A 19,307-nucleotide genomic window follows, 5' to 3' on the forward strand; every position below is an offset into this window, starting at 1 on the left:
CTGGCGGGGAGGAGGGGTGGCGTGGTGGAGATTGGGTATACGCCCGAGACCTTTTGGCGGGTGTTTGAGACCACCGGTTCCATCTGGGCGTACCTCGTCTACCGGCAATTCGTCAGGCGGCAACAGCACTGGGTGGTGCCGATTTTGAACTAACGCCCGGCGTGCCGGGCGGAACCGCATAGGACGTGGTGATGACGGAGAGGGTCCGGGGATCGCGGCGATCAGACAGGGCCGGTCATTGACAGTGAGCCCGCCCGCGAGGCGCCCCGCCGACGTTCACTCCCGAGCGGTCCGCTGACTCTCTCTCGATGGGGGAGAGGTAGGCGGGCGAGGGAGATCCGGCCCGGACCCCGGAGCAGCAGAGCCGCCGGCGTCGCGACGACGGCGGGCGGAAAAAGGGTGGGACCGCGGAAGACGCACTTTCGCCCCTTGGGCGGGGGTGCGTTTTCATTGCCGGCCCCGGGACCCGCGGGGTGACGGCGAGTGGGGAGGGGGCGACAGTGGACCTCAACGAGGTGCGCGCGATCCGCGGTCAGGCCGAACGGGAGGTCGCGCAGGCGGTAACGGCGGAGGCCCTCGAGGGGGTCCGCGTCCGGTACCTTGGCCGGCAGGGTACCATCACCGCGGCCTTCCGGCGCCTCGGCACCGTTCCCCCGGTCGACCGCCCCGCGGTGGGGGCCGCGCTCAACGATCTCAAGACCGTCGTCGAGGGACTGCTGTCTTCCCGCACCGAGTCGATGCGCCGCGAATCCCAGGGGAGCCGCCTGGCCGCGGAGGCGATCGACGTCACCCTCCCCGGGCGCCGGCCGCATCTCGGCCGGACGCACGTTCTCACCCGCACGATGGAGGAGATCGCCCAGATCTTCCTCGGGCTGGGGTTCGAGATCGTCGAGGGGCCCGACGTTGAACACGACGAGGACAACTTTGAGCGCTTGAACATGCCGGCGTACCATCCGGCGCGGGACGCGCAGGATTCGTTTTATCTGGGCGGCGGGTGGCTGTTGCGGACGCACACCACGGTGGTGGACGTTCATGTCCTCGATACCCATCGTCCACCGATGCGCGCCCTGGCGTACGGGCATTGCTACCGGCGGGATCCGGCCGACGCGAGCCATTCCCCGATGTTCCACCAGGCCGATGGATTCCTGGTGGACCACGGCGTGCGCTTCTCCGACCTGAAGGGTGTCCTCCTCAGCTTCGCCCGGGAGTTCTTCGGGCCGCAGACCCGAGTGCGGTTCACGCCCTCGTACTTTCCCTTCACCGAGCCCAGCGCTGAGATGTCCATCGGCTGCCTCCTCTGCGCGGGGCGGGGGTGCGCGGTCTGCAAGCGGTCCGGATGGCTGGAAATCTTAGGATGCGGGATGTTCCATCCCCGCGTGTTGACCATGGCGCACCTCGATCCTGAGCGGTACACGGCGTTTGCTTTTGGCATGGGCGTCGAGCGCCCGGCGATGCTCAAGCATCGGATCGATGACATCCGGCTGTTCTACGAAAACGACCTGCGGTTTCTAGAGCAGGTGTAGGAGAGGCGATGCGCGTTTCCCTGGAGTGGCTGCGCGAATACGTGCGGGTCGACGCCTCCCTGGAGGCCCTCGTCGATCGCCTGACCGGCCTCGGCCTGCCCGTCGAGCAGGTTGAGCGGGTGGGGGATGACACCGTCCTGGAGATCGAACTGACGTCCAACCGACCGGATTGCATGAGTGTGCTAGGGATCGCCCGAGAGGTCGGTCTTCTGGGGCGTCGCCCGGTTCGGCCGCCGGCTCGAAAACTCGTCGAGGCGCGCGATCGGTCGTCGGCTCGAATCGCCGTCCGGGTCGCCGATCCCGAGGGGTGCCCGCGGTTTACGGCGAGGATGATCGAGGGCGTGCGGGTCGGCCCATCCCCGGCGTGGGCTCAGCGGCGGCTGGAGGCTTCGGGGATCCGAGCCATCAACAACGTCGTCGACGTGACCAACTACGTCATGCTCGAACTCGGGCAGCCGATGCACGCGTTCGACTATGACCGAATCGCCGGCGGGCGGTTGGTGGTGCGTCGGGGCGAGCCGGGGGAGCGCCTGACGACGCTCGACGGGGTGACGCGCATACTCGATTCCGACATGCTGGTCGTCGCCGATGCCGAGCGGGTGGTGTCGCTCGCCGGCATCATCGGGGGTGGGGAGACGGAAATCGGCGTTCGGACCGAGACGGTGCTCCTGGAAGCCGCCTACTGGCACCCGCCCGCGATCGGGCGGACCGCGCGGCGCTTGGGGATCCGGACCGAGGCGTCGGCTCGATTCGAGCGAGGGATGGACCCCGCCGCTCCTCCCCAGGCGCAGGATCGCGCGGCGGCGCTGCTCGTCGAATGGTGCGGCGGGCGCATCCTCCGCGGGATGATCGATGTGTACCCCAAGCGGCTCCAGCCGCGCCGGATCCGCCTTCGTCCCACCCGGGCGGTGGCGGTGCTCGGCGTGGAGATCCCCCGAGCGAAGATGACCCGTGTCCTCCGCTCGCTGGGGTGCACGGTCACCGAGGCCACCACGCTTGTGGTTCGCCCGCCGTCGTTCCGGCCCGATCTGGTCCGCGAGGAAGATCTGATCGAAGAGGTGGCGCGGATCCACGGCTACGACCATATCCCGCCGACGATGCCTCGCGGCGCCTCGACCGCAGGGACCGTCGTGCCGGCGCTGCGTGCCGATGCCCGGGTGCGGGAGACGTTGGCCAGGCTGGGGCTGACCGAGGTGATGACGCTGACGCTCGTGCCCCCCCAGGAGGCGTCGCCGGCCGGCGACGCCCCCGTGGTGCTTCAGAACCCGCTCCTCACCGACCAGGCCGCGTTGCGCACCTCGCTGCTCCCGGGCCTGGCCGATGTGCTCTCGGGCAACGCGGCCCGCCGCGTGGAGGACGTCCAGGTCTTCGAGCTCGGCCGGGTGTTTCGCGGTGGGGGCCGCGACGCCCGCCCCATCGAGCGCCGGACCCTCGGGATCGCCATGATGGGGCGGTGGCGAACCGGCTGGAACATTCCCCCCGACCAGGCCACGGTCGACTTCTTCCATCTGAAGGGAGTGCTCGAAGCCCTCCTGCGGGAAGTTGGGGTGCGCGGGTGGGCGGTGGAGGCCCTCCCCCAGCCGGATCGGGGTTCCCCACCGTGGTGGCATCCCGCCCGCGCCGCCGCCCTCATGCTCGGGGGGAACGCGATCGGTCGGTTCGGCGAGCTCCACGCGGACCTCAGCGCCGGCCGGCGGCTGCCGCATCGGGCGTTCCTCGCCGAGGTGGATCTCGAAGCGCTCTTGGCCTCGTCCGCGCCGCCCGTCGCCTCCCCAAACCCGCCCCGCTACCCGGCGGTGGAACGGGACATCGCGCTGGTGTCCCCGGTGGGGACGCCCGCGGCCCAGATCGAGGGCGCCATCCAGGCCGCCGCCGGGCCGCTGCTCGAGGCGGTGGTGCTGTTCGACGTGTACACCGGCCCGCCGGTGCCCCCCGGGCACCGCAACCTCGCCTATCGGCTGCGGTGGCGGGCGCGTGACCGCACCCTAACCGCCGCGGAGGCGGAGGAATCCGTTCAGCGGGTCCGAATAGCCCTCCAGGAGCGGGTCGGCGTACAGCTCCGCGAGTAGGTGCCTCGCGGGAGGATGCCGCAGGAGGGATGGCCCGGACCATTAGCGTGAACTGGATCGACTGGGTCACCCTGGCGATCGTCCTCGTGTCGATTCTCCGCGGTACCCGCTACGGGATTTTGGCGGGGCTGTTTGACCTGCTCGCCCTGGCCGGGGCCTTTTTCACCGCCGCCGTCCTGTACCCGCAAGCCATCCCCGTGCTGAACAAAGCGCTGTACCTCCCCAGTGAGTGGGGGGGGTTCCTCGCGTTCGTCGTGATCTGGCTCGTGATCTACATCGGAGTCGGGATCATCATCCGGCTGGTGCACGGGGTCAAGACCCTCCCGCTGTCCGAGATGCTGGGAGGGGCGTTCGGGCTGCTGCGCGGGCTCACCCTGGCGACGGCGTGCCTGGTCATCATGCTGGCCGCCCCATTTCATGGAGCGATCGATCCCGACGCGAAGCAGTCTCCGGTCGCCGGCTTCCTCCTGAAAGGTTACAACGCGGTGATGGTCACCGTCGTCCCAACCCTGCCCGTGCGCATCCCGCGGATCGGCCCCGGCGGACACGCGTTTTAGGTGAGCGCCAGAAACCTCGAGATCGCCCGCATCTTCTCGCAGATCGCCGACCTCCTGGAGATCAAGCAGGAGTCGGCGTTTCGCGTCAATGCCTACCGCAAGGGCAGCCGCGCGCTGGAGGGGCTGGCGGAGGACGTCGAGGCCATCGCCGCCCGTGGGGAGCTTCGGAAAATCGGCGGGATCGGCGAGAGCCTCGCCGAGAAGATCCGCGAGTACCTCCAGTCCGGCACCATCGCCTACTTCGATGAACTCCAACAGGCCCTGCCGCCGGGGTTGTCCGAGCTGATGACGATTCAGGAAATCGGGCCGAAGACCGCCCTGCTCCTCTTTCAACGCCTCGGGGTCGCGGACATCGACGCGCTGGAGCGGGCGGCCCGGGACGGCAAAGTGCGCGAGCTGCCGCGGTTGGGGGCGAAGATCGAGCAGAACATCCTCGCCGGGATCGCGCGCCGGCGCCAGCAGACGTCCAGGCGGCCGATCGGCGCCGTCCTTCCGCAGGCGCAGGCGGTGGTCGCGTCGCTGGCGGGAGTCGCGGGCGTGGAGGCGGTGAGCCCGGCGGGGAGCCTCCGCCGGATGCGGGACACGATCGCCGACATCGACATCGTCGTGGCGACCCGGTCTCCCGAGGCCGTGATGGATGTGTTCGTCGGACTGCCGCAGGTCAGCCGCGTGTTGTCGCGGGGGGCGACCCTCAGCAGCGCGATCCTGGGGGCGGCCGAGGTGCAGTGCGACGTGCGGGCGGTCGAGCCGGAGTCGTACGGCGCCGCGCTTCAATATTTCACGGGCAGCAAGGACCACAACGTCCGACTCCGCGAGATGGCGGTCCGGCGGGGCCTCAAAATCAACGAGTACGGCGTCTTCCGCGTCAAGGACGAGCGGAGGGTGGGGGGGAAGACCGAAGAGGAAGTCTATGCGTCGCTCAAACTGGCGTGGGTGCCTCCGGAGATTCGCGAAGCCCAGGGGGAGATCGAATTGGCCCAGCGCGGAGCGCTTCCGCGCCTCGTCGCCCTCGCCGATGTTCGGGGGGATCTCCACATGCACACCACGTGGAGCGACGGGGATGACACCGCGGAGGCGATGGCCCGCGCCGCCAAGGCGCGCGGGTATGAGTACATCGCCATCACCGACCATTCGCGGTCGCTGAAGTTTGCCGGCGGGGTCACCGTCGATGATCTCCGCGCGCACGCCGGCGCGATCAGGAAGCTGCGGGATGAGGTGGGGATGGCCATCTTCATCGGGTCGGAAGTGGATATCCTCCCCGATGGGTCGCTCGACTATCCCGATGAGATCCTGGACACCCTCGACCTCGTGATCGGATCGGTCCACAGCCGGTTCCGGATGTCCGCGGCGGAGATGACGCGCCGGGTGATCGCCGCGATGCAGAATCCCCACCTGGACATCCTCGGCCACCCCACCGGGCGGCTGTTGGGCCAGCGGCCGCCCTTCGAACTGGACCTCGATGCGGTAATCGAGGCCGCGCGCCAGACGGAGACCGTGCTCGAGATCAACGCCTCGCCCGATCGGTTGGATCTCAGGGACTCGCATGTGCGGCTGGCCCGTGATCACGGCGCGCTATTCGAGATCGGAACGGACGCGCATCGCCAGGATCATCTGCGGACGATGGAGTACGGGATCGGGACCGCGCGGCGGGGTTGGGTCGAGGCCCCGAGCGTGATCAACACGTGGCCGCTGGCTCAGCTCGTCGACTTCCTCGCCGGTTAGTGCCGCTGCCGCGCGCGTTCTTCGCGCGCCCGACGCTCGCCGTGGCCCGCGCCCTGCTCGGCTGTTACCTGGTCCACGACACGCCGGCGGGGCGGGTCGTGGGGCGGCTGGTCGAGGTCGAAGCCTACTGCGGGGCCCGCGATCCGGCGAGCCATGCCTACCGCCGGACGCCCCGCAGCGCCGTGATGTGGGGGGTGCCGGGGACGGCCTACGTGTATCGCAGCTACGGGATCCACGCCTGCATGAACGTCGTGACCGAGCGGCTGGGGCGTCCCGGCGCGGTGCTCCTGCGCGCCCTCGAACCGGTGGAGGGGATCGGATTGATGCGGCGTCGACGCGGGGGCAGGATCGCCCGGCTGCTGGGGAGCGGACCCGGCCGGTTGACCCAGGCGATGGGGATCACGATCGCCCACAACCGCGCCGATCTGATCACCGGGCCGCTGTTCCTGGCGCGCGGCCGCCACGCCGAGCCGATCGTTGCCACCCCCAGGATCGGCATTTCGGTCGCCACCGACCGGCGGTGGCGGTACGCGCTTAAGGGATCCCCGTGTCTCTCCCGCTGAGCGCGGAGGGGCGCCCTCGGGCCGGCGGTCCCCCCGGCCCACGTTTGTGGTATCATGCGGGCGGTGCGGATCCTCATGGTGTTTGTTGACGGGGTGGGGCTGGGTGATCCCGACCCGGCCGCGAACCCACTGGTCCGGGCCGAGACGCCCACGATTCGTCGGCTCCTAGGGGGCCCGCTGGCCGGGCGCGGCCCGGTTAGGACCGAGCAGGCCGTGATGGTGCCCCTCGACGCCCGGTTGGGGGTTCCCGGCTTGCCCCAGAGCGCGACGGGGCAGGTCACGCTCCTCACGGGGGAGAACGCGCCCGCGCTGGCGGGCCGGCACGTCACGGCGTATCCGACGCAGGTCCTGCGGCACCTCCTTTTGGAGCGGGGACTCTTCCCGCGTCTGCGCGCGGCCGGCGTCGAGGCGACCCTGGCGAACGCCTATACCCAGGACTACTTTGCCGCCGTCGAGGGGCGGCGCCTCCGCCACGCCGCGATCACCCTCAACGCCATTCAGGCGGGGATCCCGCTCAGGGGCGTCGACGACCTGAGCGAGGGCCGGGCGGTGTACCACGACCTGACGAATGCGCGTCCGCGCGAGTGGGGCCATCCCGTCCCCCTGATCTCGCCCGAAGACGCCGGCCGCCACCTCGCCGAAATCTCCGCCGCGCATGCCTTTACGCTGTTCGAGTTCTTCCAGACCGATCTGGCGGGCCACGGCCGCGTCCCCGACCGCCTCGGCGTGGTGGAGCGGCTCGACCGGTTCCTCGGCGCCACCCTCGCCGCGGTCGATTTGGCGGACACCCTGATGCTGGTCACCAGCGACCACGGGAACCTGGAGGATGAACGGACGCGGGGGCACACCCTGAACCCCGTGCCGGCGCTTCTCGTCGGGGCGGGGCGGGAACGGATGGGGGGGCGGCTGCGCGATCTCACCGACGTCGCTCCCGCCTGTCTCGCCGCGCTTGGGAATGGGGTGCCTCCGTGACCCCCCGCTCGCTTCGGGTCCTGGAGTTCTCGGCGATCTCCGACCGACTGGCCGCCCGCTGCGCCTCGACGCTGGGCCGCGAAGCGGCGCTGGCCCTGCGCCCCTCTCCGGTGCTCGCGGAGGTGGCCCGCGCACAGCAGGAGACCTCCGAGGCGCGGGGGCTGGCCGAGACGGGGAGCGGCCTCCCGGTCCAAGGGATCCGCGAGATCCGCGATGCGGTTCACCGGGCGGCGATCGGCGGCGGCCTCGACATCCGGGAACTGCTCGATATCCGCGACACCGTCGCCGTCGCCCGGAGCGTGAAGGGGTTTGTGCTGGCGCGGCGGGCGGAGGTCCCGATGCTCGCGGAGGTGGCCGAGTCCGTCGTCGTTTTTCCGGATCTGGAAGAGGCGATCGGTCGGGCGATCGGCCCGGACGGCGAGATCCTCGACGGGGCGAGCCCCGAGCTGGGGAAGATTCGACGCGAGCGGCGGACGGCGGAATCGCGGCTGCGCGACCGGCTGGAGGGCGTGCTGCGGACCCCGGCGATCGTCCGAATGCTGCGCGAGTCGTTGATCACGATCCGCGGCGACCGGTACACGGTGCCGGTACGGGCGGAGTTCCGAAACCAGTTTCCGGGGGTGGCACACGATCAGTCGTCGAGCGGCGTGACGGTCTTCATGGAGCCGCTGGTGGTGGTCCCGCTCGGCAACGCCGTCCGCGAGCTCGCCATCAAGGAGCGCGAGGAGGTGGCCCGCATCCTCGCCGCGTTGAGCGGCGCGGTGGGGGGAGCGGCCGAAGATCTCGCCGTCACCCTCGAGGGACTGGCAGCGCTCGACCTGGCGGCGGCCAAGGCGTGCCTCAGCCTGGAGATGGCGGGATCCGCGCCCCGGCTCAACGCTGAGGGGCGACTGGACCTGCACACCGCCCGGCACCCCCTGCTCGCGGGGCAGGTCGTCCCCGTGGACGTGCAGTTGGGCGGGCGGTTTCGCACGCTGATCATCACCGGGCCGAACACGGGGGGGAAGACCGTGACCCTGAAGACCGTGGGGCTCCTGACGCTCATGGCCCAGGCCGGCCTCCACATTCCCACCTCTCCCGACAGCGAGGTGGCGGTGTTTCCCCACGTCTACGCCGACATCGGCGACGAGCAGAGCATCGAGCAGAATCTCTCCACATTTTCCTCGCACCTCACCGCCATCGTCGAGATCCTCCGCGACCTGGACCGCGATCCTCCCGGGACCGCGCGCGCCCTGATCCTCCTCGACGAGGTGGGGGCCGGTACCGATCCCACCGAGGGCGTCGCGCTCGCCCGCGCTCTGATCGAGGCGCTGCACGCGGTGGGCGTTTGCACCGCCGTCACCACCCATTACAACGAATTGAAGGCGATGCCGTATACGCACCCCGGCATGGAAAACGCCTCGGTCGAGTTTGACGAGATCACCCTGCGGCCGACGTACCGGCTGCTGATCGGCACCCCCGGCCACAGCAACGCGCTCGCGATCGCGGAGCGGCTGGGGCTCGACCCGGGGATCGTGGCGAGGGCGCGGAGCACGCTGTCGCAGCAGGACGCCGACCTCACCCAGGTGCTGCGGTCGGTCGAGGCCGAGCGCGAGGCTCTGGCCCGCGAACGCGACGCCGCCGCCCGCGCCCGCCGGGAGCTCGAGCTCAGGCAAGCGCAGGTGGAGGAGGATGCGCGCCGCCTCGACGCGCAGCGGCGCGTGCTGTTTGAGCAGGCACAGGCCGAGGTGCGGTCGGCGGTGCGGCGCGGCCGCGAGGAACTCCAGGGCCTGTTGGCGTCGATCAAGGCGAGTCCGTCTCCCCAGGCCGCCGCCCAGGCGCGCGCGCACCTCCAGGAGTTGAGCCGCACCGCCGACCGCTACGGAGCGCACGCGCAGTCGCCCGCGGCGGGAGCGCCTCCCGAAGACCTCCGCGTCGGGGAGACCGTGCTGGTCGTGTCGCTCGGCCAGCCGGCGGTGGTGGAGGTCGCTCCCGATCACCGGGGCGAGGTCGAGGTGCGAGCCGGCAGCCTGAAGGTTCGCGTGCCGATCGCCGATCTCAGGCGGCTCTCCGCGCCCGAGGCACCCGATCCGGTGCGTACCCCGCTCGCGTCCCCGGGGCTCGAGAAGGCGCTCCAGGTGCCGTCTTCGGTGGATCTCCGCGGGATGGCCGCCGATGACGCCATCTTGGAGCTCGACAAGTACCTCGACGACGCGGGCCTGGCCGGGCTGGAGCGGGTGACCGTGATTCACGGCAAGGGCACCGGCGCCCTCCGCCACGCCGTCCGCGAGCATCTTTCCCACCACCCCGAGGTCGCCGCGTTCCGGCTGGGCGGGGACGGCGAGGGGGGGACCGGGGCGACGATCGTGGAGCTCGCACGCCGGTGAGCGCGGGGCTGCACGCGCACGGTCCGCACGGCCGCCCGGCCGGGGCGGCGGACCCTCGTCAGCCCTTCGTCGCGGCGCTCCTCGTGACCATCGGCCTGATGGCCGTCGAGGCGGTCGGCGGGTGGCTCACCGGCAGCCTGGCGCTGGTCGCCGATGCCGGGCACCTGTTGGTGGACGTAGGGACGCTGGGGCTCGGCTGTGCCGCGAGTTGGCTGGCCGCCCGGCCGGCGACCCCCCGGATGTCCTACGGCTACCGGCGGGCGGAGATCCTCGCCGCCGCCACGAACGGCCTGGCGCTCTGGGCCGTGGCGGCCGCGATCATCTACGAGGCCGTGGCTCGGTTTCGGACGCCGCACGCCGTCTCGGCCCCGGGGATGCTTGTGGTGGCGCTGCTCGGGCTGTGCGGCAACCTGGCGGCGAGCGCGGTGCTGGCCCAGGGACGGGAGGAGAACCTCAACCTCCGCGTGGCGTTCGCTCATGTCCTCGCCGATGCCGCCGCCGCGGTCGGGACGATCGCCGCGAGCCTCGTCATCCTCACCACGGGATGGACGCGGGCCGACGCCGTGGCGGGGGTTGCGATCGCGGCGCTGATCTTCGCTGGATCGTGGCCGTTGCTCCGGGAGGCGGTGCAGATCTTGATGGAGGGGACCCCCCACCGGCTCTCGCTGTTCGAGGTGGAGGAGGCGATGCGGGGGGTGCCGGGGGTGGTGAACATCCACGATCTGCACATCTGGTCGCTGACCTCCGGCGTGGAGGCGGTGAGCGGTCACGTCTTGATCGCCGACGGGCGGGAGAGCCAGCGGGTGCTCGCGGACCTCTGCCGGTTGCTGAACACCCGCTACGGCCTCGGGCACGTCACGCTGCAGGTGGAGGACGAGGAGTTCGCCGATTCGGGCCACCCCAACTGCACGCCGCGCGCGGGGACAACGTCCGGGTGAGGATGTTATAATCACACGCGTGAGCCCCCTCAGCCCCGCCGCCCAACTCGAGCAGCTCAGGCGGGGGACCGTCGAGATCATTACCGAGGACGCGCTGCTCCAAAAGCTGGCCCAGGGGCGACCGCTGCGGATCAAGCTCGGGTTGGACCCCACCGCTCCCGACATCCATATCGGCAACGCCATCGTGCTGCAGAAGCTGCGGCAATTTCAGGATTTGGGCCACGAGGCGATCCTGGTGATCGGCGATTTTACGGGGCTGATCGGTGATCCATCGGGGAAATCCGAGACCCGTCCGGCGCTCACCCCCGCCCAGATCGAGGACAACGCCCGGACCTACCGTGATCAGTACGGCCTGATTCTCGACCCGGCCCGGACACGCGTCGTCTTCAACAGCCACTGGTTGGGGGCGATGAAATTCTACGACGTGATCAAGCTGGCCAGCCGCACCACGGTGCACCGGATCTTGGAGCGCGACGACTTTGCGAAGCGGTACGCGGAGCACCTGCCGATTCATCTGCACGAGCTGCTCTACCCGCTGTGTCAGGCCTACGATTCGGTGGCGATCGAGGCCGACGTCGAGCTCGGCGGCACCGACCAGAAGTTCAACAACTTAATGGGGCGCGAGCTCCAGCGCGAGCTGGGGCAGGAGCCGCAGGTGGTCGTGCTCACCCCGCTGCTGCCCGGGCTCGACGGCGTGCAGAAGATGAGCAAGAGCCTGGGCAACGCGATCGGGATCACCGATCCGCCGAGCGAAATGTACGGTAAGGGGATGTCGCTCGCGGATGCCCTGATGATTCCGTATTTCGAGTACTGCACCCTGATGCCGCTCCCCCAGGTCCGCGAGCTGGAGGGCGACCTGGCGGCCGGGCGGGCCCACCCCCGCGATGTGAAGGCGCGGCTGGCCCGGGAGATCACCGCCCGCTACCACGGCGAGACGGCGGCGCGGGCGGCGGCGGTCGAGTTTGAACGCGTGTTTGCGTCCCACCAGCTGCCCGAGGAGATCCCCGACGTGGACCTCCCGTCCGACCGGCTCCGCGGCGGCGCCATCCGATTGGTCCGCCTCTTGGTGGAGACCGGGTTGGCCGATTCGAACGGCGAGGCCCGCCGTCTGATCAGCCAGGGGGGCGTCAGCCTGAACGGCGAGCGCATCAACCAGGATGTCGACGTCGCGGTCCGGGACGGAATGCTCATCCGCGTCGGCCGGCGCCGGTTCGCCCGCGTTCGCCTCGGCGAGTAACTCCGACACGTGGCCAGGCGCGAGCGGGGCGGCGGTCGGTCCGCCCCCGGCGAACCCGGTTCTCTGCCTCGACCGAACGGCCCCGCGCCGTGGGAGGGACGTCACCTCTCCCCCGGCCTCTATCGCTGGGGGCTCGTCCTGGCCGCCGCGTTGGGGGCCGCGCTCCGCGTCGCCGATCTCGGCCGTCCGTTCAACGGCTTCGGCGCCACCGGGTGGAACGAGGGGCACTACGCGCTGATCGCGCTGAACTTTGATCGGTACGGGCTCTGGTCCCAGCACGACGACCTCGGGGCGGATTACACGTTCTCCCCCGGGGTGCCCTGGTTGATCTGGCTGGCGTTCCGGGCGTTCGGCCCGCACGAGTGGGCGGCGCGGCTCCCGGGGGTCCTCTGCGGCGTCGCGGCGATTGTGCTCGTGGCCGCACTCGTCCGCCGGTTGCTCGGGAGCGAGCAGGTTGCCCTCGCCGCCGCGGGGTTCGTGGCGACCGCTCCGGGGATCGTCTACTACTCGCAAAACACCCAGCTGGACACTCCCAGCATCGCCTGCGCGCTGGCCGCCGCGGTGTCCGTGCTGCGGCACCGCGACTCCGGGGGTGGGAGGGAGCTGATCGCGGCCGGGGTGTGGGCCGCCCTCGCCGTGTGGTTCAAGTTCACCGCGGTACTCGTCTACCCGGCGCTCCTCGCCTGGTGGTGGGCCCTCCGTCCCCGTCGACCTCTCTCGGCCGCGTTCGCGGCCGCGGCGTGTGTCGCCCTAACCGTCCTGCCGAGCGCGGCGTGGGTGCTGTACGGCGAATGGACGGGGCGGACCGTGGGGAGCTTCTACCATCGCCCCTGGACGCTGCGGGGGGTCGAGCAGGCGCTGATCGAGATACCGCTGATCGTGATGTCGCACCTGTTCGTTCCGATCGGGGCGCTTCTCCTGGCCGGGATCCCGATCGCCTGGCGCTGGCGCCCGCGCTTTCGCTGGCTCGGCATCTGGTGCTGGCCGTGGGTATCGCTGTTCCTAGTGTTTCCGTATTCCAGCGTCGTCAACCGGTACTACGATCTCCCGGCGACGTACCTCCTCGTGACGCTGGCGGCGTTGGGGCTGTGGGCGGCGCTGGCCGCGCGGCGTTCGGCCGACGCGCTCGGCCGCGCGGTGCTGATCGGGCTCGGGATCGTCGTCGCACTGAACGCCGCGTACGTGCTGTGGGATCCGACGACCGATCGTTTGAGCCGGACGATGACCGCGCATCCCGCACCGCTCGATCCGGCGCCGTTCTACTCGGCAAAAGTTGTGGCGCGCCTCCCGCGGGGGCACACGGTGGTAGACGCGCCCCAGACGATGTTCTATGCGGGGGGGGATCCGGCGTGGGTGATCCTCATCGGCGGCGACGGCGACGTCCGGAGGGCGATCGACCGGGAAACCTTCGACTACATCCTGCTCAACGATTACTGGCACTCCCAGCCGCCGTACTACCCTGTCGACGACGCGCTGCGCTCCAGGCTGGCGCGTCATCGTTACGTCCAGATCGCCCCCGCCGCGTGGGCGCACACGTCCGCAGGGCAGAAGGGATGGATCCCACCCTCCCGCCCCTACATTGACGCGCGGAAGGGCTTCCGAGTAGTATGGGATCCGGCGGGCCCTTAGCTCAGGTGGTTAGAGCGCACCCCTGATAAGGGTGAGGTCCGTGGTTCGAGTCCACGAGGGCCCACCATAATTTATCAATGCAGGATCGATCTTGTGTTGGTCTGGAGAATCGATAGGGCTGTCCGATCAGTGCTGGACGCCGCATCTACCCTGGAAATCTAGCGTCAGCTATTGTGGAACGCACACGCGGTCGATGAAGGCGCGTAACACTAGATTGGTCTTCACCGGATCGCGGCCGAAATTGTGATGCCCCCCACCAATCACCGTGACCACGGGAGCGCCGGTCGCTTCAGCAATCGCGACACCATGGGTGTATGAGACGATCTTGTCCTGATCTCCGTGAATGACGAGTACGGAGCATCGGATCGACCGGTAAAGGGCCACGGCCTCCTCCGGGTGCTCGGTGAGGTGCGTCAAGACGCCGCGCCCTTCGATCGTCGCAATGAGCACCTCCGGCGTCGTCTCCAACCCCCAGGCCACCCCATCCTCGATGTGTTTACTGGAATGTGGCTCCGAGAAGACCTTGGAGAAGAAAAATTCCAGGAACCCCCGATAGTCTTTGCGCCAGTAGTGACGATTGTGCTTGGCCCAGCCGTCCTCGGTTTCAAGGCGATCCTCAAAACTGTACACCGCTCGCTCTGGCAGCGGCCGCCCCAGCGGCGACCTGGAACCGATCATGACCGCGGCCAGCACCCGGTCCGGATGGTGCGCGGCCAGCAGCGCCGCAAGCCACCCGCCAGTGGAAAGACCCACCATGACGGCGCGCTCGGTCCGAGTCGCGTCCATGACAGCCAGCGCATCCTGGACATACTCGGTGTCCGCATACGCCTGCGAGGTCAGCGGACGATCGGACCTGCCGTTTCCCCGTGGATCGAAAGTGACGACGCGGTAGTGGCGCGCGAAATAGGGAACCTGCGCCTTCCAGATGCGAGAGTGGCAGATCGCCCAAGCGGGCAGGAAGAGCACGGTCGGCGTCCCGTTCCCATAGATCTCGTAGAACGTGCGAACGCCGCCGCGCTCGACGTATCCTTCCTGGTCAGGGTACCGGGCCCGCATCAGCGCTCCCCGGCGTTGCGTCCACAGGCAGCTGGCCCACGCCACTTGACCGGGTGCCTGACGAGCTGCCCGACAATAATGCCGCGATCTGCGCCGCGGTGCGTCTCGCGCCGTCGCGCGGAACCTCACGATAGGTCACCGGCGCCCCGACGAGTTGCTGTAGAGTCTCCGCCACGCGGCGGGGGGTCAAATCCCCATACTCCAGCCGGGTGAGGGCCCCATAATGACGCAGCCGGCATGAGACGTGGTGCTGCTGTTCCCAGTGCTTGCGAAGAGGAACGTAGGCGAACGGGCGGCGCGTGGCTACCAGTTCCATCGTGGTGCTGAGGCCGCCTTGGACGATCGCGGCGTCTGCACACGCCAGGTGTTCGAAGAGGTTGTGCACGTAGGCGCGTTTTTCCAGGCCGGGTACATCGGCCACGTCCGCCGGCGCGAGGCGCGGACCGGTGACGACGACCATCCGGGCATTGGGCCTCGACTCCGTGAGCAGCGCAAAACCGTCCACCACGCGCTCCACTAAGTCGCGCCCAACGCCCGTCCCCCCGACGGCGGCGAATAACAGCGGATACCCGGTGCCATACCTTAGCCGCGCGCGCAGGGCGGGCGGATCCCGGTACTCCAACGGGTCGAACGGCAAGATGTACCCTACTGGAGCGAACCACTCACGTGCCCAGTCGCGAATGGTTGGCAGTCCGGGGCCAAATGCCGCGTCCGGAAGGTCATCGTATTCCCCAACATACAATGACAAATCGCGCAGCGCGGGGTACCGAGCGCGCTGTTCGATCATCTCGGCGTTGTAATCGGCACACAGCGCGGCCTCGCGCGGATCGCCCAGAGGGTCCACGGGCAGAAAGCCGATCACGTCGGTCAGGAAGACGTAGGGGGCCGACTTTAGCTCCGGATTCTCGTGCAAAAAGTAGTCCACTTCCCACGACTCGTCGCCGATCCACAGATCGTAGGGCGTTTCCTGGACAGCCTCATGAAACAGCATGAAGTTGGCCACGAGGATCTCGTCCATTCGGCGAAACGCATAAAAGGCGTGGAGCTCGTGCTGCGAGGATTCTTCCTCCCAGTGCGCCGATTCCAGCGCCTGGAGGTGACTTTTTGGATGGATGCGCTCCCCCGCTGCCTCCAGAGCCACCGTGGCCGGGTGCTGCGCCCACCAATGAATCTCGAGGTCCGGAACGAGCGCGCGCAGTTCCCGGGCCACCGCCAGGTCGCGCTGGATGTGGCCGAGGCCGATCGATGAGGAGACGAAGATGGCCCGCCTGGGGCGCGTCAACGCGTGGTGCCAGGTCGATGAGCGGGAGTGTCGCGCGCCACCCGAGGTCCCGATATTCTTCGTCATCGTCGCTCCACCACGATGGCCGACCCGCCACTTGCATTATCAGACTTACTCGGCCGTTCTTGCGTCCTCCTGTCGAGCGCAAGAGTTTACACCTGTGCCTTGGTGATTCCTGAATGTGCCGTTATGGTCCCTTGCGGCCGAGATAATCGGGTTTCGCGCACAAAAGGACGAGGATCCCGAAAAATCTGCGGGTTCTCACGATTGGATACGGTTGAGTGAGCCGGGCGAGGAGCGCCCGACCCCCGGCGAGATCATCCGGAGTTCCCATCTCGTTGCGCCCCACGACGAGCCAAACCCTATCGTAACGTGCCGGGAGTTCATCAACCACCGCGTCGACCGATTGTTGCGGCGTGGTGACGGGGTTGGCGAGTGCGCGCACGAACGGGCGCTCCGGAAACACCACGGTGGGGTCGGTGTGCCCCGTGTCGTCGCGGTAGTAATCAAATGGTTCCCGAACGTAGGGCGGATAGAAAAGCACGGCGTCGGTAGGGCGGGATTGCGCGATGATGAATTGGGTGGCCGTGCGCCAGTTTTCCTTCGGAAAGTAAACAAAGTAGCTCTGGATGCCGTGGGCGGACAGGGCGACGATGGCCACCGCCGCGCCGACAGACGCCCATCGGGGGCGGATCCTGGTGACCCCGATGGCGGCAAGGATGCTGAGGGGCGGCAGGCAGACCACTAAGTAGCGTGCGCTGAACACGGGTTTGATCAGCGATATGCCGAGCGCCGCCAGAATCGGCACCAGAAGCCACGCGACAACGACGCCATACCGCCAGGCCTCGACTGAAGTTGACGCGGACGTCCACGCCCGCCAAATTGGGCCGCAGGCGAGGAGGCAGGCGAGGGCGTAGGCGAGGAGAAGGAGCCACCCGCCGGCCCCGGTGATCGCCATGAGCGTGTAGTAGATCCCGGGCAGGCTCGGCTTGGGAATCCCCCCGATCGCGCCGGTGACGTGACTCGCGGCGATCCCCAGGGGGACCGTCAGGAGGGCGACGAGCCCCAGACAGATGAGCGCCTGGGTGGTGAGGATGCGACGCCGGAGGAAGGCCAGCGAGACCACGTGGGCGAGGAGGACGAGGGCCGCGAAGAAATGGCTATACACGGACGCCACCGAGATGAGCACATAACCGCTCCAAGCGGACCGAGACGGCCGCTCGACGCTCCGCGCCAACGCCAACGTGGCAAGGCTCGTCAGGAAGACCAGCAGCGCGTAACTGCGAGCCTCCTGAGCATAGCGGATATCGAACGCGTTGACCGCCAGGAATAGGGCCGCCAGCAACCCCACCCTCGCGTCGAACGCGCGGCGTCCGATGGCGTAGACGGTCGGGATTGTGGCCACGGCGGCGATGGCGGAAAGGCTCCTGAGCGTCGCCTCGCGCTCGCCCAGGTGGCGCCAGAGGTGGAGGAGGCCATAATACAAGCTCATATTTGGTTCCTGGTGCATGACGGCCGAGACCAGCGAAGGCCAATCCAATCGGGCGATCGTGATGCTTGTCGCCTCGTCCAGCCAGAAGCTCTTTTCTCCGAGGGCAAAGAACCTGAGGAGCGCGGCCAGATACACGATTCCCACGACGAGCAGCAACTCAGGGGTAATGTGCGTGCGCAGCCACTCCCGCTGCGGCGAGGTTACCCGCAACATGACGGGAGCTCCGAAGCGAAGATCCGTTGCATGAACACGTGAGGTTGATCCACCACGGTTCCTTTATGCCCGCGCCTCTTGCGGGCCAGACCTTCGCCCGATTCGCTCATTCTGTGCAACACTCGGAGGTAAGGTCCGAGCGGCTCAATTCCTGCCAATCCCGCAACCGGGCCCGGAGGGGGGGACGAAGGCCCAATGGGTGGTGTGGGGCGAGGCGCGCTCTGTCGCGCCCGGCGGTCGGGGGAGGGACTTCTCCCGCGCCGGCGTTGGTCGATGTCCCCGCTCCCGATCGTGCGCAGATGGGCTGGCCTCGGACGCGTTGCCAGGGCGGATCACTCATCACTTGGGATGATGAGATTCGTTCGGACGACTCCGGCAAGATTCTCTGGAAACGTGGTATGCTCTAGGCACAAGAGAGGTGGACCCATGATGCGATTCCTCGTGATTGCGCTCGTGTGTTCGGCGGTGTTGAGCGTTCTGACCCCGGCATCGTTCGGCCAAACGCCCCCCCCGGTGGCGCAGCAGCCCACCTGGGCGGTGGGGGACACGTGGACCTACGCGGGAGCTGACGGGGTCCCGTTTACATTGACGGTGCGCGGGGTGACCCCCCGCCAGTATTCTGTGGAGAGTAAGACCGGAGCGAATGTGCGCGTGGTCCAGGTCGATCTCAATCTCTCCCTCAACGCGTTCTCCACTTTCGAATGGCCGCTGCAACTGCAGAAGCGGTGGAGTTCGAACAGCAGGGCCCCGCGGGGCATCACCGGGACGGAGACCGATGACTATACGACCACGTCAACCGTCGACGCGTTCGGTCCGGTGACGGTTCCGGCCGGCACCTTTCCCGCCTTTCAGATCAAAGGCAGGCAGTGCAACATCACCAAGAAGAGTTGCGGCGACTTCGTGATCTGGTATGCGGCGCAGGCGAAAACCTACGTGAAGATTTCGTGGGCGTCGGCCGGGTACTGGGGGGGATTGCTCTCGGGCAAGTCGACGGAGCTGGTCTCGTATAAAGTCCGCTGAGCGGCCGCGGCATTCAGGCCGGCCGCCCGGGAGCCGCGACCAACATCCGCTCCAACTCGATCTCGTCGCGGATGGGAATGCCGTAAGTCCCGATCATCGCGATGGCCGGTTTCAGCTTTCGGGCGTCGGTCATCGCGTTGACGTGAATCGCCGCTAAGGTAAAGCCCCGCCGCTGGTAGAACCGCAGCGCGTCGAGATTGTCGTTCGTGGTGATCAGCCAGAGGCGCCTTCCCCCGGCGCGCCGCGCCTCGTCGGCGACCGCGTCGATGAGCGCGCTCCCCGTTCCCTGACGGCCGGGAACGGCATTTAGCGTCACGATCTCGCACTCGGCATCAACCAGCCGATAGGTCAGGATCCCGCAGCGGGTTCCATCGCGTTCGGCCACCAGCGCGGGAAGGCTGAGCCCGTCGTGCGCGGTGCCGCGACTGACGATTGTGGTTCCGCCCCAATGCTCACGGAGAACCGCTTCGACCCACGGGCGGTCGTGCGCGCTTCCCCTGCGGACGAGACACCTCATGACGGCGGTCCCTCCCGTCACGCTCGGCGGGTCGGTGTCCGCGTTGCCGACCTCACGCCACCGGCCTCGGCGCGCGCGGATCATTAGAGTTCGCCCCTGGCGCGGGGCGCTTCCTCCCGGTGTCGTGTCCCAGTCCCAGTTGGGTTTGCCG

At 68.6% G+C, this 19,307-nt stretch carries 16 protein-coding genes and 1 tRNA gene; 13 read left to right on the plus strand and 4 right to left on the minus strand.

The annotated features are described in order from the left end of the window. Positions 1-24 precede the first annotated feature (24 nt). From VKV57_06965 to VKV57_07020, 12 genes are all read left to right on the plus strand, one after another. Positions 25-153 (plus strand): YqzL family protein, encoded by a 129-nt coding sequence (locus VKV57_06965; GenBank protein ID HLW59652.1) that lies wholly within the window; start codon positions 25-27, stop codon positions 151-153. Between the two features lie 347 nt (positions 154-500). Further along, positions 501-1,523, plus strand: coding sequence for a phenylalanine--tRNA ligase subunit alpha (pheS, locus tag VKV57_06970; GenBank protein HLW59653.1), 1,023 nt, complete (start codon positions 501-503; stop codon positions 1,521-1,523). 8 nt (positions 1,524-1,531) lie between these two features. Next, positions 1,532-3,592 carry a phenylalanine--tRNA ligase subunit beta gene (gene pheT / locus VKV57_06975; GenBank protein ID HLW59654.1) on the plus strand — a complete coding sequence of 687 codons (2,061 nt, stop codon included), beginning with the start codon at positions 1,532-1,534 and terminating at the stop codon, positions 3,590-3,592. A 29-nt stretch (positions 3,593-3,621) separates the two neighbouring features. Then, positions 3,622-4,149, plus strand: a complete 528-nt coding sequence (locus VKV57_06980; protein HLW59655.1) for a CvpA family protein — start codon at positions 3,622-3,624, stop codon at positions 4,147-4,149. Next, entirely contained in the window at positions 4,150-5,871 is a 1,722-nt protein-coding gene (gene polX, locus VKV57_06985) for a DNA polymerase/3'-5' exonuclease PolX (protein ID HLW59656.1), read from the plus strand. It begins immediately after the preceding gene. Then, positions 5,871-6,434 (plus strand): DNA-3-methyladenine glycosylase, encoded by a 564-nt coding sequence (locus tag VKV57_06990; protein ID HLW59657.1) that lies wholly within the window; start codon positions 5,871-5,873, stop codon positions 6,432-6,434. The genes polX and VKV57_06990 overlap by 1 nt, the downstream gene beginning before the upstream one ends. A gap of 75 nt (positions 6,435-6,509) precedes the next feature. Continuing rightward, positions 6,510-7,406: a metalloenzyme gene (locus VKV57_06995; protein HLW59658.1), complete on the plus strand. Its 897-nt coding sequence runs from the start codon at positions 6,510-6,512 to the stop codon at positions 7,404-7,406. Next, positions 7,403-9,772: an endonuclease MutS2 gene (locus VKV57_07000; GenBank protein ID HLW59659.1), complete on the plus strand. Its 2,370-nt coding sequence runs from the start codon at positions 7,403-7,405 to the stop codon at positions 9,770-9,772. The genes VKV57_06995 and VKV57_07000 overlap by 4 nt, the downstream gene beginning before the upstream one ends. Continuing rightward, the gene (locus VKV57_07005; protein HLW59660.1) at positions 9,769-10,710 is read left to right on the plus strand and encodes a cation diffusion facilitator family transporter; all 942 of its coding nucleotides are present in this window, start codon (positions 9,769-9,771) and stop codon (positions 10,708-10,710) included. The genes VKV57_07000 and VKV57_07005 overlap by 4 nt, the downstream gene beginning before the upstream one ends. Positions 10,711-10,729: 19 nt before the next feature. After that, positions 10,730-11,947: a tyrosine--tRNA ligase gene (tyrS, locus tag VKV57_07010; GenBank protein ID HLW59661.1), complete on the plus strand. Its 1,218-nt coding sequence runs from the start codon at positions 10,730-10,732 to the stop codon at positions 11,945-11,947. Between the two features lie 9 nt (positions 11,948-11,956). Further along, the gene (locus VKV57_07015) at positions 11,957-13,576 is read left to right on the plus strand and encodes a glycosyltransferase family 39 protein (protein HLW59662.1); all 1,620 of its coding nucleotides are present in this window, start codon (positions 11,957-11,959) and stop codon (positions 13,574-13,576) included. Beyond that, a tRNA-Ile gene (locus VKV57_07020) sits at positions 13,567-13,643 on the plus strand. The genes VKV57_07015 and VKV57_07020 overlap by 10 nt, the downstream gene beginning before the upstream one ends. Positions 13,644-13,744: 101 nt before the next feature. On the opposite strand, the gene VKV57_07025 is transcribed toward VKV57_07020, so the two are convergent. The 3 genes from VKV57_07025 to VKV57_07035 form a co-directional block, all read right to left on the minus strand. Continuing rightward, entirely contained in the window at positions 13,745-14,632 is an 888-nt protein-coding gene (locus VKV57_07025; protein HLW59663.1) for an alpha/beta hydrolase, read from the minus strand. Further along, positions 14,613-15,980 carry a glycosyltransferase gene (locus VKV57_07030; GenBank protein ID HLW59664.1) on the minus strand — a complete coding sequence of 456 codons (1,368 nt, stop codon included), beginning with the start codon at positions 15,978-15,980 and terminating at the stop codon, positions 14,613-14,615. The genes VKV57_07025 and VKV57_07030 overlap by 20 nt, the downstream gene beginning before the upstream one ends. 121 nt (positions 15,981-16,101) lie before the next feature. Continuing rightward, a complete protein-coding gene (locus tag VKV57_07035) occupies positions 16,102-17,619 on the minus strand; it encodes a glycosyltransferase family 39 protein (GenBank protein ID HLW59665.1) in 1,518 nt (505 codons plus the stop codon). Between the two features lie 426 nt (positions 17,620-18,045). Here VKV57_07035 and VKV57_07040 point away from each other — a divergent pair, with 426 nt between their 5' ends. Continuing rightward, a complete protein-coding gene (locus VKV57_07040; protein ID HLW59666.1) occupies positions 18,046-18,639 on the plus strand; it encodes a hypothetical protein in 594 nt (197 codons plus the stop codon). Between the two features lie 13 nt (positions 18,640-18,652). On the opposite strand, the gene VKV57_07045 is transcribed toward VKV57_07040, so the two are convergent. After that, on the minus strand, positions 18,653-19,240 hold the full coding sequence (locus VKV57_07045) for a GNAT family N-acetyltransferase (protein HLW59667.1): 588 nt from the start codon (positions 19,238-19,240) through the stop codon (positions 18,653-18,655). Between the last annotated feature and the right edge of the window lie 67 nt (positions 19,241-19,307).

The organism is bacterium (assembly GCA_035307765.1).
Taxonomy (GTDB): domain Bacteria; phylum Sysuimicrobiota; class Sysuimicrobiia; order Sysuimicrobiales; family Segetimicrobiaceae; genus Segetimicrobium.

Excerpts from the sequence above, each read along its gene's own strand:
- pheT (HLW59654.1), top strand. The coding sequence starts at position 1,532 with ATGCGCGTTTCCCTGGAGTGGCTGCGCGAATACGTGCGGGTCGACGCC.
- VKV57_06980 (HLW59655.1), top strand. The coding sequence starts at position 3,622 with ATGGCCCGGACCATTAGCGTGAACTGGATCGACTGGGTCACCCTGGCG.
- VKV57_06995 (HLW59658.1), top strand. The coding sequence starts at position 6,510 with ATGGTGTTTGTTGACGGGGTGGGGCTGGGTGATCCCGACCCGGCCGCG.
- VKV57_07025 (HLW59663.1), bottom strand. The coding sequence starts at position 14,632 with ATGCGGGCCCGGTACCCTGACCAGGAAGGATACGTCGAGCGCGGCGGC.
- VKV57_07030 (HLW59664.1), bottom strand. The coding sequence starts at position 15,980 with ATGACGAAGAATATCGGGACCTCGGGTGGCGCGCGACACTCCCGCTCA.
- VKV57_07035 (HLW59665.1), bottom strand. The coding sequence starts at position 17,619 with ATGTTGCGGGTAACCTCGCCGCAGCGGGAGTGGCTGCGCACGCACATT.
- VKV57_07040 (HLW59666.1), top strand. The coding sequence starts at position 18,046 with ATGATGCGATTCCTCGTGATTGCGCTCGTGTGTTCGGCGGTGTTGAGC.
- VKV57_07045 (HLW59667.1), bottom strand. The coding sequence starts at position 19,240 with ATGATCCGCGCGCGCCGAGGCCGGTGGCGTGAGGTCGGCAACGCGGAC.